At 40.3% G+C, this 16,003-nt stretch carries 14 protein-coding genes and 1 pseudogene; 14 read left to right on the forward strand and 1 reads right to left on the reverse strand.

What is annotated here, in order from left to right; all coding sequences use genetic code 11:
* Window positions 1-51 precede the first annotated feature (51 nt).
* The 3 genes from PLH43_RS05965 to PLH43_RS05975 all read left to right on the forward strand — a co-directional run bounded on the left by PLH43_RS05965 (window position 52) and on the right by PLH43_RS05975 (window position 4,475).
* Window positions 52-1,428 carry a BsuPI-related putative proteinase inhibitor gene (locus tag PLH43_RS05965; protein ID WP_324361102.1) on the forward strand — a complete coding sequence of 459 codons (1,377 nt, stop codon included), beginning with the start codon at window positions 52-54 and terminating at the stop codon, window positions 1,426-1,428.
* Between the two features lie 576 nt (window positions 1,429-2,004).
* Window positions 2,005-2,397, forward strand: a complete 393-nt coding sequence (locus PLH43_RS05970; protein WP_324361104.1) for a C39 family peptidase — start codon at window positions 2,005-2,007, stop codon at window positions 2,395-2,397.
* A 149-nt stretch (window positions 2,398-2,546) separates the two neighbouring features.
* Window positions 2,547-4,475, forward strand: a complete 1,929-nt coding sequence (locus PLH43_RS05975; protein WP_324361106.1) for a stalk domain-containing protein — start codon at window positions 2,547-2,549, stop codon at window positions 4,473-4,475.
* A gap of 254 nt (window positions 4,476-4,729) precedes the next feature.
* Here the strand turns inward: PLH43_RS05975 and PLH43_RS05980 are convergent, their stop codons facing one another.
* Window positions 4,730-6,298 (reverse strand): dockerin type I repeat-containing protein, encoded by a 1,569-nt coding sequence (locus PLH43_RS05980; protein ID WP_324361108.1) that lies wholly within the window; start codon window positions 6,296-6,298, stop codon window positions 4,730-4,732.
* 352 nt (window positions 6,299-6,650) lie between these two features.
* On the opposite strand from PLH43_RS05980, the gene hisZ reads away from it, so the two are divergent.
* The 11 genes and pseudogenes from hisZ to PLH43_RS06035 form a co-directional block, all read left to right on the forward strand.
* Window positions 6,651-7,907, forward strand: coding sequence for an ATP phosphoribosyltransferase regulatory subunit (gene hisZ, locus PLH43_RS05985; RefSeq protein WP_324361110.1), 1,257 nt, complete (start codon window positions 6,651-6,653; stop codon window positions 7,905-7,907).
* 17 nt (window positions 7,908-7,924) lie between these two features.
* A complete protein-coding gene (gene hisG / locus PLH43_RS05990) occupies window positions 7,925-8,566 on the forward strand; it encodes an ATP phosphoribosyltransferase (protein WP_324361113.1) in 642 nt (213 codons plus the stop codon).
* A gap of 5 nt (window positions 8,567-8,571) precedes the next feature.
* The gene (gene hisD, locus PLH43_RS05995) at window positions 8,572-9,879 is read left to right on the forward strand and encodes a histidinol dehydrogenase (RefSeq protein WP_324361115.1); all 1,308 of its coding nucleotides are present in this window, start codon (window positions 8,572-8,574) and stop codon (window positions 9,877-9,879) included.
* Between the two features lie 102 nt (window positions 9,880-9,981).
* Window positions 9,982-11,058: a histidinol-phosphate transaminase gene (hisC, locus tag PLH43_RS06000; protein WP_324361117.1), complete on the forward strand. Its 1,077-nt coding sequence runs from the start codon at window positions 9,982-9,984 to the stop codon at window positions 11,056-11,058.
* A gap of 100 nt (window positions 11,059-11,158) precedes the next feature.
* Entirely contained in the window at window positions 11,159-11,746 is a 588-nt protein-coding gene (hisB, locus tag PLH43_RS06005) for an imidazoleglycerol-phosphate dehydratase HisB (protein ID WP_324361118.1), read from the forward strand.
* 46 nt (window positions 11,747-11,792) lie between these two features.
* Entirely contained in the window at window positions 11,793-12,677 is an 885-nt protein-coding gene (locus PLH43_RS06010; protein WP_324361120.1) for a phosphoribosylaminoimidazolesuccinocarboxamide synthase, read from the forward strand.
* Window positions 12,678-12,759: 82 nt separating this feature from the next.
* A complete protein-coding gene (gene hisH / locus PLH43_RS06015) occupies window positions 12,760-13,398 on the forward strand; it encodes an imidazole glycerol phosphate synthase subunit HisH (protein WP_324361122.1) in 639 nt (212 codons plus the stop codon).
* 26 nt (window positions 13,399-13,424) lie between these two features.
* The gene (hisA, locus tag PLH43_RS06020; protein WP_324361124.1) at window positions 13,425-14,138 is read left to right on the forward strand and encodes a 1-(5-phosphoribosyl)-5-[(5-phosphoribosylamino)methylideneamino]imidazole-4-carboxamide isomerase; all 714 of its coding nucleotides are present in this window, start codon (window positions 13,425-13,427) and stop codon (window positions 14,136-14,138) included.
* 12 nt (window positions 14,139-14,150) lie between these two features.
* Window positions 14,151-14,912, forward strand: coding sequence for an imidazole glycerol phosphate synthase subunit HisF (gene hisF / locus PLH43_RS06025; RefSeq protein ID WP_324361125.1), 762 nt, complete (start codon window positions 14,151-14,153; stop codon window positions 14,910-14,912).
* Between the two features lie 21 nt (window positions 14,913-14,933).
* On the forward strand, window positions 14,934-15,596 hold the full coding sequence (hisIE, locus tag PLH43_RS06030) for a bifunctional phosphoribosyl-AMP cyclohydrolase/phosphoribosyl-ATP diphosphatase HisIE (RefSeq protein ID WP_324361127.1): 663 nt from the start codon (window positions 14,934-14,936) through the stop codon (window positions 15,594-15,596).
* 24 nt (window positions 15,597-15,620) lie between these two features.
* A pseudogene (locus PLH43_RS06035) lies at window positions 15,621-15,950 on the forward strand (ATP-binding protein); the annotation flags it as partial.
* Between the last annotated feature and the right edge of the window lie 53 nt (window positions 15,951-16,003).

Consider the following 16,003-nt stretch of genomic DNA (forward strand, 5'->3'; position numbering starts at 1 on the left):
TGTGGATAAAAAAAGTGTCGGTTATCCAAGAAACAAGAGGAGGTAATAAGAATGAAAAGAATACTGGCAATCATGTTGGTACTCGGCATTATGCTGACAAGTATGACAGCGATGGCAAGCGCAGAAGTTTTTTCGGACATTTCCGGGCATTGGGCAAAAAGCACAATTGAAAAAATGGCGGACCTGGGTATAGTCAAAGGCGTTGGCAATGGTATGTTTTTACCGGATAGGGAGATAAAACGGTCGGAATTTATTGTGGCTTTGCACAAGGTAGCGGAAATTAAAATTAATTATTTTAAAGCTCCGGACATCAATGAGTTTTACAGTGACGTAAAAAACGAAGACTGGTATGCTTCACAGCTTTATGACATGGCATCGTTAAACATTGTTGACGACAGAGAAAAGTTCAGACCCAACGACCTTATAACCCGTGAGGAAATGGTGCATTATCTTGTAAATACGTATAAGTACAAGCTTAATGCAATTTCGGGTGATATTGATGGGGAGGACAGCTGTTTTGACGATGAGGATAGTATCAAAGAGCAGTATAAAAACTCGGTAAAATATGCCTATAAGCTGGGATTTGTTAAAGGAAGGGGTAACGGAAAATTTGTTCCCGAAGGACTCAGCACAAGAGCGGAAGCTATGGTAGTACTGGAAAAACTATTGCAGGCATTAAAAGAAGATGTTAAGGATGCGGTGGAGGTAACTCCTTCGTTTGTAAAAGACAAAGATGGGTATAAAATGACGCTGACAATTAAAAACGGCGGAAAAAATGAAGTTGTGATTATGCATGGTTCCGGGCAAAAGTATGATTTCGTGCTCTTGGACGATAAAAAAGAAGAGGTATACAGGTGGTCGGAAGGAAAAGGCTTTACCATGGCCCTTACAGAGACCCATATTCCTTCAGGAAAGACTGTGGAGTTTTCTGAAGTGATAGATGCGAAGACCTATGAGGAAATCAGCGGCAAGGTATATTATTTTAAAGCGATGATTGTAGGAAGCAGTGAAGACTTTGAAATAAATAAGGACGGATATTATTTAAGTCTCAAAGAGGAAAAAGATAATAAGCTTGAGATAGTACCAAGCTATGAAAAAGGCGAAAAGACTTTTACAATGAAGCTTTCAGTAAAAAATACATCCGACAAGGATATAACAATCAACCATACATCAGGCCAAAAGTTTGACTTTAAATTGCTGGATGAAAATAAAGAAATAATTTATACGTGGTCTGCCGACAAATTGTTTATGATGATGGAGACCGAAACAGTGATAGGTGCGGGAAAGACAGTGGAATTTGAAGAAGAGATTGATATGGAAAGCTATAAAGATGTTATTGGAAAGGCGAAGTATTTGAAGGCTTACATCGTTGGTACAAGTGAGGATTGTGAAATAGAAAAAGACGGATACGAGGTAGAAATAAAATAGAGAATATTTAGGCTTTTATAGTATTGATTAATTTAGGCTGTGCTAGGGCTAATCCCGGTACAGCCTAAATTGATTTTGGAAAATTTGATATTTTCCGGAGCCTCAAATTTGATATAATATATTCAAAAACAATAAAGAAGGAGTTTTAAAATGTATTTTAACCGTACAATATTTCTCTCTGTAATAGCCGGCATTATACTTTTTATTATAGGACAAAGAGTTTCAAGGGCGGTGAATGGAAACTCCCTGAGGATTCTTTTAGGTTTCTTGTTTCTCCTCCTTTGTATTCCGAACTTTCTGTTTGCGGCATATTATTTACATTTAATAAATGAACCTATATGGTATATTAAATTTAGGGCAATCGGCAATATTGAATTACTATCATCCCTAATTGGTCTTTTCTTTGGATTTATGACTTTCAAAGATGGAAGCCTTGGAAATATTAAATTGAAAGCTTTAAATAAATACATTTTCGTTATCTGCATGATTTTAATTATAATACCTTTCATTAAACCCATTATAAGGCCTGTGAGCCGGAATTCCCAGTTTCAAGACCGATGGAAGGATGGAGTGTGTTTGCAATCTACAGGTTCAACTTGCGGTCCTTCTGCTTTAGCGACAATTTTTAATTATTATGGGATATCAAAAAGTGAACAAGAGATTGCGAGGGCATCCTTTTCCAGCTCAAGCGGTACGGAGAATTGGTATTTAATCAGGTATGCAGAAAAGAACGGACTTAAAACCGAAGTTTCATACAAAAACAGTTTGGAAGATGTACCGGTACCGTCAATAATCGGAACTTATATTAACGGCAGGATAGGCCATTTTATAACCATTCTAGGTAAAGAAGGGGACCGCTTTGTTGTCGGTGATTCTTTAAAAGGCAGACTACTGTTAACCGAAAAGGAGTTTAATGAATACTATACTTTTTCAAATTTTGTTTTGCACCTAAAAAAGCCGGAGGACTAACCGGCTTTGTCTGCCGTTAATACGATACTAAGCGCGTTTTATAAAGCCAAACGAAAGAATTATAGGAGAAGGCATAAATACCGGATATGTGTTACAATAATGTATGGTATTATTTTCACAAAAAACTTCAGTATTGGAGGGAAAGCAAAATGAAAAAACCAATTTTGATAATAACATTAATAATTGTACTTTTGAACACATTATCGATTAATGTGTTTGCTGAACCTAAAATAGTGCGAGTATATGTGGATGATGTATTAAAAGAATCAACATTGGACGATTATCCTAAAGGTCTTGATGGATTGGCAAGACTGCCCCTTAACAGAGCGTTGGAGCTTTTGGGTATAGATTATGATATAGAACATGCGCAATACATTTTTACTGTCAACGGCAAAGAGTATTCTATACCGGAAGGCTCAAATTATTATTATTTAGACGGTGAGCGAATAGAGATGCCGCATCCGTGTTATAAAATTAATAATACGACATTACTGATGCCGATTGATTTTTATATTGATTGCTTATCAGCGGAAATAAAATCTGATGAGCAAATAACTAACATATATTTTTATTCTTCAAAGGTAAAGCCTGAGAATGAAGAGACAGAAGGCAAATCCGATACGGAAAACACGGATGATATCAAAGAAGATGAAGGTATTGGCCTTATTTCCCAATACAAAAAAGCTGATATTAAAGTAATATTTTCATCTGCCGACGGCATATATGCACTCGATGAGAAAACAGGAAACGCAATTGCCATTGACGAGTCCTTTGCTAAAAGGCCTGCTTGGACCAGTATAATAGAGAAACTGGAGCCTCACAGATATAAAAAATTGGTTGATATTGATGATAACTATATTTATTTTATAGATGTAATTCATTCAAAAAATGCAGTTGAATCATACTTATACAGGATTAATAAGGATGGTACGCAAAAAATCCTCATAGATTTTGATATTGACATTGAGCAGAACATTTTTTCTAATGAAAACAGTATTTTTTATGCGAAAACTTCCTACTCAATAGATTCCCATGGCTTTACAAAAAAAGCAAAATCCGAGGGGATATTTGAGCTAAAAAAAGGCACCGTTGAACCTAAAAAGATAATAGACAAGGATTATACCTTAAAGGGCATAACCGGAAAATATCTAATATTATGTGAATATTTGTCTTCTGAAAGGAGAGATAATATATTTGCATATAACATTTCAGAGGGCAAGTTATTCCAACTGCCTTCCTATCCTTTTTACTGCTCGTTTGTATCTGCGGTTGAAGGCTCTGTATATTATGGCAATACCAATAGCGAATATTACTACCGGTACAACCTTACTGATAATAAATTAGATAAATTATCAAAGATAGATCCTTCTAAAGTATGGAGAAGGGGTTCCGACAGCAACTTTATATTTTATAATGATAAAAGAAATGATGCAACAAGGACCTTTGCATATGATAAAAGGAACGGAACTTCCTTAATGATAGAAACTCAATGTTCTAAACTGGGATTGTCACCCGATATAGGGGATAACATCAAAGGTATCGGCAGTTATAACGATGATTTCTATTATTATAAAGAAGTATATGTCTATGGGGATTCTTTGGGCAATCTGTTTAATTTGGATAAATGTGAAATTTACAAATCTCATCTGGGAAAAGACGAAAAAGTTCTGTTTTCTGTGCCCTGCATGATAAACAAAATGATGGTAGTAGATAAGAGGTATTTTACTTCCCAGGCATATGTAAAAGTAAACGGTAAAATACTTGATTTCCCGGATGCCAAACCCTTTATTGACGAAAACAACAGAACTCAAGTCCCGGTCAGATTTGTAAGTGAAGCGCTGGGAGCAGAGGTTGAATGGGATGCCACTGCCAAAGCTGTAAAAATATCAAAGGAAAATGAGACAGTTATAATCAAAATAGGAGAAAAGGCAATAGATATAAACGGTGTTAGAAAAGAGATGGACACAGCTGCAATTATAAAAAACGGGAGAACCTTTGTTCCGCTAAGATTCGTGAGCGAAGCATTCGGTGCTTCTGTGGAGTGGAATTCGGATACAAATATGGCGGTAATAAAGTAAGTCCTAAGATTCTCTTGGAGCATATTGTTTAATCGAAAAAATTTGAAGTATATTGCGAAGAAAGATTTAGAGCCTGTTAATACATCGCGGTAAGGTAGGGCACCATTCTAATGAAGTGAGTTTTGCCCGGCCCGGTGAAGTATTTACAGGCTCCGTTTTTATAATTTAATATTCATTTTTACATTTAGCTGTATTTCACGCAGTGAAATTGCTAAAAAGCGATGCCCTCAGGCTTTTGCTTATTTAATGCTCCTTTAATTAACAGCCATTTCGAAAGATACGCAGAAATTAGGCTGTGCCAAACCGGATCTTCCTTTAAAGGGATCTGAGTCACGGAGCAAGCCCCAGCGGTACGTTCCATTAGGTCTCGCTTTTCCGCCGGTAAAGGCATAGCCGACTTTTACACCCCAAGCGGGTAGATCATTGGCACAGGTTATTATTACCGAATTTCCCGAGATTTCAACCGAATTTATTGTGACTCTTGAACCGTTGGCAGTGACCTCGAACCCTTTACCGTTTCTCCATTCGGTCAAGCTACTCTGGTTTGGTGCCGGGAGCGTAGTGTCCCAAACAAGTGGCGGTACCGGTACATGGAAGTCTACTGTAATGGTTCTGCCGTTTTTGGTGGCTTTTATAGGCTGAAGAGGTTTCCAGTCCTTACCGAGAACAACCTTTTCATAATAGACCTGAGCATACTTTTCACCCAAATGTTGATATCCGGTGGAAGTCAAATGAACGTTATCGCCTCCGTAAGTTCGCTGATAATTGGGACCTATACAGATTATATCGCCGGGATAATCGACACCTGCTTTCCATTGAGCCAAGGTAGAAGCTGAAGTTCCGGTACTTGGATAGGAGTGCTGCTGAACAACAAACATTGGGATATTTTGTGTTTGTCCGGTTATAGCCTTTATGTCCCGGTTATAATCCAACCACAATTGGCGCATCTCATTTTCATAGTTGGGATTACCGCAATCGGTTTCACCGTGGGTTAGGATGATGCCTCCCACACCGTAGGTTTTTCCCGATGCTTTTGCCAAGCGGTTGATTGCAGTAACTTCAAATATTGATGCAGCATAAGCACGGCCGGTATTTCCCGTATCAGTGGCACCTTTTTTGATTACAGACATACCCTGACCGGATTCACCTACTACCGTATGTACCGAAATATAGTCGTTTCCGCCTGCAGCTTTTACCATTGCAGTTATTTGGTTCGCCATTGCAGTATGGGGGGTCTCACCATATAAATTTCCTGGGTAGGCAGACGGGAAACCTGTTGCAAGGTTGCGAATAGGTTCGGTAAGGGGAACCAGTTTCAGCTGACTGCTGTTGGCATCGTAGGGAGGAACCCTTAGGTTGCCCAAAGACAGCTTCAAATTGTTGTAAGGCTGGGTTGAAGATAAAATTGGAGTAGCTCCTACAGAGAGACTTTGACCCGTACCTATGATTCCGGCCCAATCCCAAGGTATGTTAAGATTGATTGACGGCGATGGAGTCGGTGAAGGTGTCGGATTTGCGGTCTCGCCCGGGAAAGAAGATATCAGACGCAATATATACCTTTTCAGATAGCTTAAGTCGCTGGAGGTTACATTTCCGTCTCCGTCGGTATCGGCATTGGAGTATGCCGTTCCTGTAAGTATGTTCTGCCTTAGAATATGTCTTACCAATAAAGTCATATCGGTAGAATTGATGGAGCCGTCACCGTTGATGTCGCCAAGTTTTCCGGTGCTGGCAGCGGTTGTTGAAATTGAGATACATGAGATGACCAGTGAAAAAATCACTAAATAAAAAATAACCTTTTGCACAACTTTCGATGCCTTCATAATTTATCCCCCTTTTTTTAATAATACTGTTTTATTAATTTATATTGTTAATAAAAATTATATGGATTAAACTTTATTGCTATATATGTTCGATGACATTCGATTTTTTCGATTGGGAAAATTACTTCATGATACTCAATAAATATATTTCATTTATGTAAAAAGATACGGAAGAGATATTTATTATGAAAATGTATTTATTATGAAGATATATTTATTATTTATGAACCTGTAGTGTTTTTCTTTTCTTTGCTTTTTTCTAATTGACAAATCAATCCCCATGCATTATAATAACCTTAATTCATCAATTTATAACTTTAATATGATAAAGTGATAAAGTGAGGTGCTTAAATTGGCAGAGTGGAAGATACATACTCCAGAAGGTGTTCAGGATATACTGCAAAATGAATGCTTCTTTAAGAAAAACCTGGAGGACCGGATCAGAAAAGTATTTCGTTCCAGTGGTTACTATGAGGTAGAGACTCCGATTGTAGAGTTTTATGACGTTTTTTCTACCGAAGAGAATATAATTCCCCAGGAGACCATGTTTAAGTTTTTTGACCAGCAAGGAAGAATTCTGGTTTTAAGACCGGATATAACAATACCTATTGCCAGGGTTGCGGCTACCAAACTAAAGGACGCGCCTTATCCCTTGAGAATCTCCTATATCGGCAATGCCTTTAAATATAACGAGCTTGGCGGAGGAAAGCAGAAGGAGTTTACCCAGGCCGGTGTTGAGATAATCGGAGTAAACACTCCGGAGGCAGATGCCGGGGTTATAGCTACGGCAATTGATGCTGTAAAGGCCACAGGACTTGAAAATTTCCAGATTGATATCGGTCAGGTGGAATTTTTCAAAGGGCTGATGGAGGAAACCGGCCTTTCGGAAGAAGAGACGGAGAAGATGAGGGTACTTATAGACCGAAAGGACTTTTTGGGAATCGAGGAATTGGTTGAGGAGCACAATATCAGGGACGACCTTAAAGAACTGATATTAGACCTTCCTAAATTATTCGGCTCAACAGATGTTATTGACAGGGTGGAAAAGTATCCTATAAATGAGCGTTCAATTAAAGCATTGAACAACTTAAGGAGCATTATTAATATATTGGACGATTATGGCCTTTCAAAATATGTTTCGGTAGACTTGGGTATGGTTCAAAGTCTCAATTACTATTCCGGTACTATTTTCAGAGGCTTTACCTACGGAGTTGGATTCCCGATATTAAGCGGCGGAAGGTATGACAGACTGGTGGAGAAATTCGGAAAGAGCAGCCCCGCCACAGGCTTTTCCATGGGAATCAATATGGTGATGATGGCCCTCGACAGGCAGAAAATTGAATTTGAAAAACCCAGAATCGATACTCTTGTCCACTGTAGGGAAGAGGGAAGAAAGACAGCATTTCAAATATGTGAAGCCTTGAGAAAACAAGGACTTGTCGTGGAGATGGATATAAACGGAGGAGATTTGGATACAGCCAGAAATTATGCGGCTTTAAAGGGCATAGGAGGCATATTGGAGGTTCTTGATGATGAAAACATAGAGGTTCATAACCTTGAAAAGGGTGAGGTCTCAAAAGTGACCATAAGTGAGCTTTTAAAGGCATGAGCTAAGGAGGGGGAGAAATGAGATATTTGACGATAGCGCTTTCAAAGGGAAGACTTACCGATATGTCGGTGGAGCTGTTTGAAGCCATAGGAATAGATTGTACGGAGCTTAAAAATTCATCAAGAAAGCTGATTCTGACCGATGAAAAAAACAAAATCAAGTTCTTTCTTGCAAAACCCAGTGATGTGCCTACATATGTAGAGTATGGAGCAGCAGACATAGGTATCGTGGGAAAAGATACGCTGCTGGAAGAGGGAAGACACCTTTACGAAGTATTAAACCTTGGATTTGCAGCTTGCAAAATGGTGGTGGCAGGCCCGGCGGAGCTAATGGGAAAGCTTGACCAGCTCACCAACAAAAGAGTGGCCACAAAGTATCCCAGGATAGCAAGGGAGTATTTTGAGCACAAAAGAAAAGAATCCATTGAGGTTATAAAGTTAAACGGGTCCATTGAGCTGGCACCGTTGGTGGGGCTTTCCGAGGTAATAGTGGACCTTGTCGAGAGCGGAAGAACCTTAAAGGAAAACGGGCTTGTGGTGCTGGACACAATTGCGGATATAAGTGCAAGACTTGTGGTAAACAGGGTAAGTATGAAGATGGAAAGCGAAAGAATTAATGCAATAATAGAGGGAATACGAAAGGAATTGGAAAAGAGGTGAGATAGATGATAAAGCTTATCGATTTAAGATGCGGCAAAGACAGCGGCATATTTGAAAGTCTTGCGTCAAGAAGCCAGCTGGAGCATAAAGATGTTTTGGACCGTGTCGAGGAGATAGTGGGAAATGTGCGGCGAAATGGCGACAAGGCAGTCTTGGAATACACCGCCATGTTTGACAAGGCTCGGCTTACTTCTGATAAGCTAAGGGTTACAGAGGAAGAGATAAAAGAGGCGTATACCAAGGTTGACCCCAAGCTTGTTGAAGTGATAAAAAAGTCGAGGGACAATATCAGGGATTTTCATGAAAAGCAGAAGGAGAAATCTTGGTTTTCCACCGATACGGAAGGGGTAATTGTAGGACAGCTTTCAAGACCTCTAGAGGTTGTGGGTGTGTATGTTCCGGGAGGGACAGCGGCCTACCCTTCATCGGTTCTTATGTGCACAATGCCTGCAAAGGTTGCCGGTGTTAGCAAAGTTGTAATTACCACGCCCCCGGGAAAGGATGAAAAGATAAATCCTGCCATATTGGTGGCGGCAAATGAGGCCGGAGTGGATGAAATATATAAAGTAGGAGGTGCCCAGGCCATAGCAGCTTTGGCATTCGGTACGGAGACAATTCCGAAGGCGGACAAGATTGTGGGGCCGGGAAACATCTATGTGGCAATGGCAAAGAGAACGGTATACGGCTATTGTGATATCGATATGATAGCCGGGCCCAGCGAGATTATGGTGGTTGCCGATGAGACTGCAAACCCGGTGTTTGTGGCTGCAGACCTTTTATCCCAGGCAGAGCATGATGCGCTTGCTTCATCCATTTTGGTTACAACCTCAGAGAACGTTGCAAAAGAGGTTCAGAGGGAGTTGGAGGTGCAGCTTGAGGCTTTGGAAAGAAAGGCGATGGCCAGAAAGTCGATAGATGACTATGGCGCGATAATTATTGTTGAAAACCTGAAAGATGCTGTGGCGGTAGTTAACAGGATTGCGCCGGAACATCTGGAGCTTTGCATAGAAGATCCTTTTTCGGCACTGGGGAGCATAAAAAACGCGGGTGCGATATTCCTCGGAAATTACTCAACAGAGTCCTTGGGAGATTATTTTGCAGGACCTAACCACGTGCTTCCCACAAGCAGTACGGCAAGATTCTTCTCACCCCTAAATCTGTCGGATTTCATGAAGAAAAGCAGCATTATTTCCTATTCAAGGGATGCTCTTTCTAAGGTTAAGGACGATGTCATACTTTTTGCCGAATCCGAAGGGTTGGGGGCCCATGCAAATGCTATAAGGGTAAGGTTTCAAGACAATCAGGGTAAGTAAAAAAGAGAGTAAGCAGAAACAGAAATAAGAAATAAAGTAAATAAAAGTGTATACAGAAAAGAAAATATTTTCGATGCAAACAAAAAAGGGGGGTAATGTACAATGATTGGAGATTTGGTAAGACCTGAATTACAAAAATTAGTGCCGTATGTTTCTCATCAGATTCCTTACAGAATAAAGCTTGACGCAAATGAAAGCCCCTTTGAGCTTCCCGAAAGCATCAGAAAAAAACTGGCGGATTACTTTTTAAAGGGGCCGGGTTTGAATATCTATCCTGACAATGAGTCCGTAGAACTTAGAAAAACCCTTGCGAAGTATTGGAATGTTAATCCTGATGAGGTTGTTGTGGGCACCGGATCAAATCAGCTTATTCAGCTGATAATAACAGTGTTTGTTGGAAAGGGTGAGAAAGTGGTCTATCCTTGGCCCTCATTCTCAATGTATAAAATAAATACCTTGATAGCAGGCGGCGAGCCGGTGGGAGTTCTCCTTGACAAGGATAAAGACTTTGGCTTTGATACCGATAACTTTATTGCCGCTGTAAAGGAAGAAAGAGCCAAGGTGGCATTCCTCTGCAATCCCAACAATCCGACAGGTGGGATGATTTCTTCGGAGGATATTGAAAGAATACTAAAAGAATGCAGCAATTCAATTATTGTTGTTGACGAGGCTTATGCCGAATTTTGCAATGAGAGCGTAATACCTCTTGTAAAGAAGTACGAAAACCTCGTGGTGCTGCGTACTTTCTCAAAAGCCTATCTTCTTGCCGGGGCAAGGTGCGGCTATTCCATAAGCGGTCCTGAGATTGCGAATGAGATAAACAAAATAAGACCGACATACAATGTAAGCTCATTGACCCAGCTTATAGCCCAAATGGTGTTTGAGAAACAGGAAGAAATGCAGAAGATGATACAGTATTTGATCAATCAAAGGGGAGAGCTTGAGGCCGGGCTGAAAAAGATAAAGGATGTTTATATTTATCCTTCCTGTGCAAATTATGTGCTTATTAAAGTGCCTAAAGCGGATGAAATAAGCAAAGAGCTTGAAAAACGGGGGATATTGGTTCGAAGCTTTCCCGGCGACCCTGTGCTTTACGACTGTATCAGAATAACTGTAGGCACCAAGGAAGAAAATGATATTTTCTTAGAGGAATTTTCCGACATTATTAATAATTTTTAATTAATATTATAGTTGCGATTTTCTATAGAAATGGTAGAATTAAAATAGCTTGTCGGTGTAGTACCGATGGGATTTGACTATTTGTTTCGGAGGCAATTTAATGGGTAGAAAGTCTGAAATAAGCAGAAAAACCGGCGAGACCGATATAACGTTAAGCATAAATATTGACGGCTCCGGAAAAGGTAACATCACTACGGGAGTTGGGTTTTTGGACCATATGCTCAATTTGTTTGCAAAACACGGTCTTTTTGACCTGGATGTAAAAGCAAAGGGCGATTTGGAGGTTGATGCCCACCATACCGTAGAGGATGTGGGAATTGTATTCGGTCAAGCCATAAAACAGGCTTTGGGTGAAAAGAAATCCATAAGAAGGTACGGTTCTTCATTTGTACCGATGGACGAAACCCTGGTGCTGGTTGCTCTTGATATAAGCGGCAGGCCGTATCTGGTTTTTGATGCAGAGCTTAAATGCGAAAGATTAGGCAACATGGAGACGGAGCTTGTTGAGGAGTTTTTCAGAGCGGTTGCCTTTAACGCAGGCATAACACTGCATATTAAAGCATTATACGGCAGCAATACTCATCATATAATTGAGGCTATGTTCAAAGCCTTCGGAAGAGCCCTTGATGATGCAACCAGGGAAGATGACAGAATTAAAGGAGTCATGTCGACCAAGGGAATATTGTAATTAAATTTTATATAAAATACATATTTAGTAAGAGGGGTTTTGTAAAATGCTATTAGGAGACACAAATTTTATAGACCTTCCTTTATATATTAAAGGTAAGGTAAGAAATGTTTATGATTTGGGAGACAAACTTTTAATTGTAGTTACCGACAGGATATCTGCTTTTGATGTGGTATTTCCGAACCTTATACCCAACAAAGGAAAGGTTTTGAATGGCATTTCCAAGTTCTGGTTTGACTATACCAAGGATATAGTAGACAACCATGTTATAACTACAGATGTGAGTGAATATCCTGAAGGACTTTCAAAATTCAAGGAAGAGCTTGAAGGCCGTTCCATGCTTGTAAAGAAGATAAAGATGATACCGGCAGAGTGCATAGTCAGAGGATATCTTGAAGGCTCCGGACTTAAAGACTACAAGGCTACCGGAAGCATATGCGGAATAAAGCTCCCTGAGGGTCTAAGGCAGGCAGACAAACTTCCTGAACCGATATTCACACCTTCTACAAAGGAATCGGAGGGTCATGACCAGAATGTGTCCTTTGAAGGCCTTTGTAATGCTATAGGTACGGAACTTGCCGAAAAGCTTAGAGACATAAGCTTGGCATTATACGAAAAGGCAAGCAAGTATGCTGAGAGCAAGGGTATTATTTTGGCGGATACAAAGTTTGAATTTGGTATTTTGGATGGAAAGATTGTAGTGGGGGATGAGTTGTTTACGCCCGATTCCTCGAGATTCTGGGATATGAATGAGTACGAACCCGGCAGAGCTCAAAAGAGCTTTGACAAACAGTTCTTGAGAGAATACCTCGAAACCATTGACTGGGACAAGAACCCGCCGGCTCCGACTCTTCCCGATGATGTGGTTAAAAATACAGAATTAAAATACATTGAAGCTTATGAAAGGCTTACAGGCAATAAGCTGGTGTAGCTTGAAACACTCCCCTTTCTTACTGTTCGGTAAGGGGAGTGTTGGGTGTTTATACTTAATTTTTTGTGTGGAGTGAACAAATTTGATAGCTGTAATAGATTATGGAGTAGGAAATTTAAAAAGTGTTGAGAAAGCATTTCAGTTTATTGGTTTTGATGCAAAGACCACTTCTGATAAAGAGATGATTTTAAATGCAGATTCTGTAGTTCTTCCGGGAGTAGGAGCTTTTGCGGATGCCATGGCAAGCCTTTCTCAAAGCGGGATGATTGAAGTAATACGAAAGGTTATTGACAGCGGAAAGCCGTTTTTGGGCATTTGCCTTGGTATGCAGCTCTTATTTGACTATAGTGAAGAAGGCGGAGAGAACAAGGGACTTGGAATTTTGAGAGGAGCAATCAAGCAGCTTCCCTTCGGTATGAATCTTAAGGTTCCTCATATGGGGTGGAATTGCCTGGAGCTTAAAAACAATTCTTCGTTGTTTGAAGGGCTTCCCCAAAAACCCTATGTTTATTTCGTTCACTCTTATTATCTCGATACCGATGATGAGGATATAGTCATTGCCAAAACCAATTATGGCATCAACTTCTCTGTTGCGGTACAAAAGAAAAACGTTTTTGCTACCCAGTTCCATCCTGAGAAGAGCGGTGAAGTTGGACTTGAAATATTAAGAAATTTTGCGGGAATCATATCTAATAATAAATATTCTTTAAAAGGTGCTTAGTTTAACTTAGGAGGTTGTTATAAATTATGATTATTTATCCGGCCGTTGATATTAAGGATGGAAGGTGCGTAAGGCTTGTACAGGGAGAATTTGACAAGGTGACCGTTTATTCCGATGATCCCGTTGAGATGGGACTCAAATGGGAGAAGATGGGTGCGGAGTATTTGCATGTGATTGACTTGGACGGGGCAAGAACCGGAAATGTTCACAATACTCCAATTATAAGCGAAATGGCAGTAAAACTTGGTATACCTGTGCAGCTGGGTGGAGGAATAAGGACTATCGAAATGATAGAAACAATTTTGTGCAAAGGAATTCACCGCGTGATATTGGGAACTTCCGCAGTTCAGAATCCGGAACTGGTAAAGCAGGCTTTAAAGACTTTTGAAGGCAGTGTTGTCATTGGAATTGATGCAAAAGACGGAATGGTCGCTATAGAGGGATGGGCAAAAACCAGCGAATTTACAGCCATAGGTTTTGCCAAGAAAATGGAAGAATTAGGTGCAAAGACAATAATATACACGGACATATCCAGAGACGGAATGTTGGCAGGTCCAAACCTTAAAGCCATGGAAGAAATGGTGAAAGCTGTGAATATAGAGGTAATTGCATCCGGAGGGGTCAGCAACATAAATGATATAAAGAATTTGAAAGAAGTGGGTGTTTCCGGCGTTATCGTTGGAAAGGCACTTTATACGGGCGATTTGGATTTGAAAGAAGCTATAGAAGTTGCCAAATAAGGAGTGAGGAAGATGGTGACAAAACGAATAATTCCCTGTTTGGACGTTCATAACGGCAGGGTAGTAAAAGGGGTCAATTTTGTAAACATAAGGGATGCCGGTGATCCGGTTGAAATTGCTTCCATTTACGACAAGGCCGGCGCAGATGAGCTTACTTTTCTTGATATAACAGCTTCAGCGGAAGCCAGAAACATTATGATTGATGTGGTAAAACGAGTTGCGGAGCAGGTTTTTATTCCCTTTACTGTAGGAGGGGGAATAAGAACTGTGGAGGACTTTCGCGAGATTTTAAAGGCCGGGGCGGATAAAGTGTCTGTCAATTCAGCTGCAATAAAAAGGCCGGAGCTAATATCCGAAGCCGCATCCCGTTTCGGAAGCCAGTGCGTGGTGGTTGCAATTGATGCTAAAAGGCGCGACGACAACTCGGGATGGGATGTATATATTAATGGAGGAAGGATCAATACCGGAAAAGATGCTGTAGAATGGGCTGTGGAAGCTGAAAAGCTTGGCGCCGGAGAGATTCTTCTTACCAGTATGGATTGTGACGGTACCAAAAAAGGATATGATATCGAGCTTACCAGAAAGGTATCGGAGAGTGTGAGAATTCCGGTTATTGCATCGGGCGGCGCCGGTACCATGGAGCATTTCCGTGAAGCGCTGGTGGAGGGCAAGGCTGATGCTGTACTGGCTGCGTCCCTGTTCCACTACAAAGAGATAGAAATAATGGACCTTAAAAGGTACTTAAAAGAGAACGGAATAGAAGTTAGAATGTAGATTGAATATGGAGGCAATAAAATGGCAAGTATTTTTGAAGAATTGAAATTTGATGACAGGGGTCTGATTCCGGTAATTACACAGGACTATAAAACCAATGAAGTTCTGATGATGGCATATATGAATGAAGAGGCACTAAAGAAGTCTTTGGAAACAGGTAAGGTTCACTATTTTAGCAGAAGCAGAAATAAATTATGGCTAAAAGGTGAAACTTCCGGTCATTTTCAGCTCATTAAGTCTATAAATATAGATTGTGATGGAGATACTCTCTTAATAAAAGTTGAGCAGGTTGAAGCTGCTTGTCACACAGGGTATTACTCCTGCTTTTATAGAGAGGTGTCAGGCGACGAATTAAAGGAAACCTCCAAGAAGGTTTTCGATGACCAAAAGGTGTATGCAAAAGATGCGGCAAAGATACTTCAGGAAGTATATGATGTCATAGTTGACAGAACAATACATCCTAAAGAAGGTTCATATACAAATTATTTATTTGAAAAGGGCCTAGATAAGATATTGAAGAAGGTTGGAGAAGAAGCAGCAGAGGTTATTATCGGAGCGAAGAACAAGGATAAAGGCGAAATTGTATACGAAATATCCGATTTGATTTATCATCTCCTTGTTTTGATGGTGGAAAGAGGAATTAAGCTGGAGGACATCTACAAGGAGTTGGAAGGAAGAAGATAGGACAGAAATTGCGGAGGTCTGGGGATGGATTGCTACAAGCTCAAGCGCCTACTTAAAAAGGAAGAAGGACCCAAGCTTGACTTTAAAGCAGAGCTTAATTTGTCCACTGAAAGTGAGAAAAAGGAGCTTACCAAGGATGTCATTGCCATGGCCAATTCCAGGGGCGGGCGAGGATACATTCTCTTGGGTATTGAAGACAAGACCAAAAAAATATTGGGAATTGATCCTAAGGGATATAAAGAAGAGCAGATTCAGCAAATAATTTATAACCGCTGTGATCCGCCTGTGCCCATCTCAGTGGACTTTGTTGAGATGGAGGGCAAAACTGTAGGAGTAATTACTGTCTACAGAAGCTATAATGATACCAGAAATTAAGACAGACAAAACGGCCAAAATAAGTTAGAATG

It is taken from the genome of Acetivibrio sp. (assembly GCF_035371925.1).
In the GTDB taxonomy this organism is placed as follows: domain Bacteria; phylum Bacillota; class Clostridia; order Acetivibrionales; family Acetivibrionaceae; genus Hungateiclostridium.

Bases quoted from the DNA above. Each gene is read 5' to 3' on its own strand.
- PLH43_RS05965 (WP_324361102.1), top strand. From the start codon at position 52: ATGAAAAGAATACTGGCAATCATGTTGGTACTCGGCATTATGCTGACA.
- PLH43_RS05975 (WP_324361106.1), top strand. From the start codon at position 2,547: ATGAAAAAACCAATTTTGATAATAACATTAATAATTGTACTTTTGAAC.
- PLH43_RS05980 (WP_324361108.1), bottom strand. From the start codon at position 6,298: ATGAAGGCATCGAAAGTTGTGCAAAAGGTTATTTTTTATTTAGTGATT.
- hisG (WP_324361113.1), top strand. From the start codon at position 7,925: ATGAGATATTTGACGATAGCGCTTTCAAAGGGAAGACTTACCGATATG.
- hisD (WP_324361115.1), top strand. From the start codon at position 8,572: ATGATAAAGCTTATCGATTTAAGATGCGGCAAAGACAGCGGCATATTT.
- hisC (WP_324361117.1), top strand. From the start codon at position 9,982: ATGATTGGAGATTTGGTAAGACCTGAATTACAAAAATTAGTGCCGTAT.
- hisB (WP_324361118.1), top strand. From the start codon at position 11,159: ATGGGTAGAAAGTCTGAAATAAGCAGAAAAACCGGCGAGACCGATATA.
- PLH43_RS06010 (WP_324361120.1), top strand. From the start codon at position 11,793: ATGCTATTAGGAGACACAAATTTTATAGACCTTCCTTTATATATTAAA.
- hisA (WP_324361124.1), top strand. From the start codon at position 13,425: ATGATTATTTATCCGGCCGTTGATATTAAGGATGGAAGGTGCGTAAGG.
- hisF (WP_324361125.1), top strand. From the start codon at position 14,151: ATGGTGACAAAACGAATAATTCCCTGTTTGGACGTTCATAACGGCAGG.
- hisIE (WP_324361127.1), top strand. From the start codon at position 14,934: ATGGCAAGTATTTTTGAAGAATTGAAATTTGATGACAGGGGTCTGATT.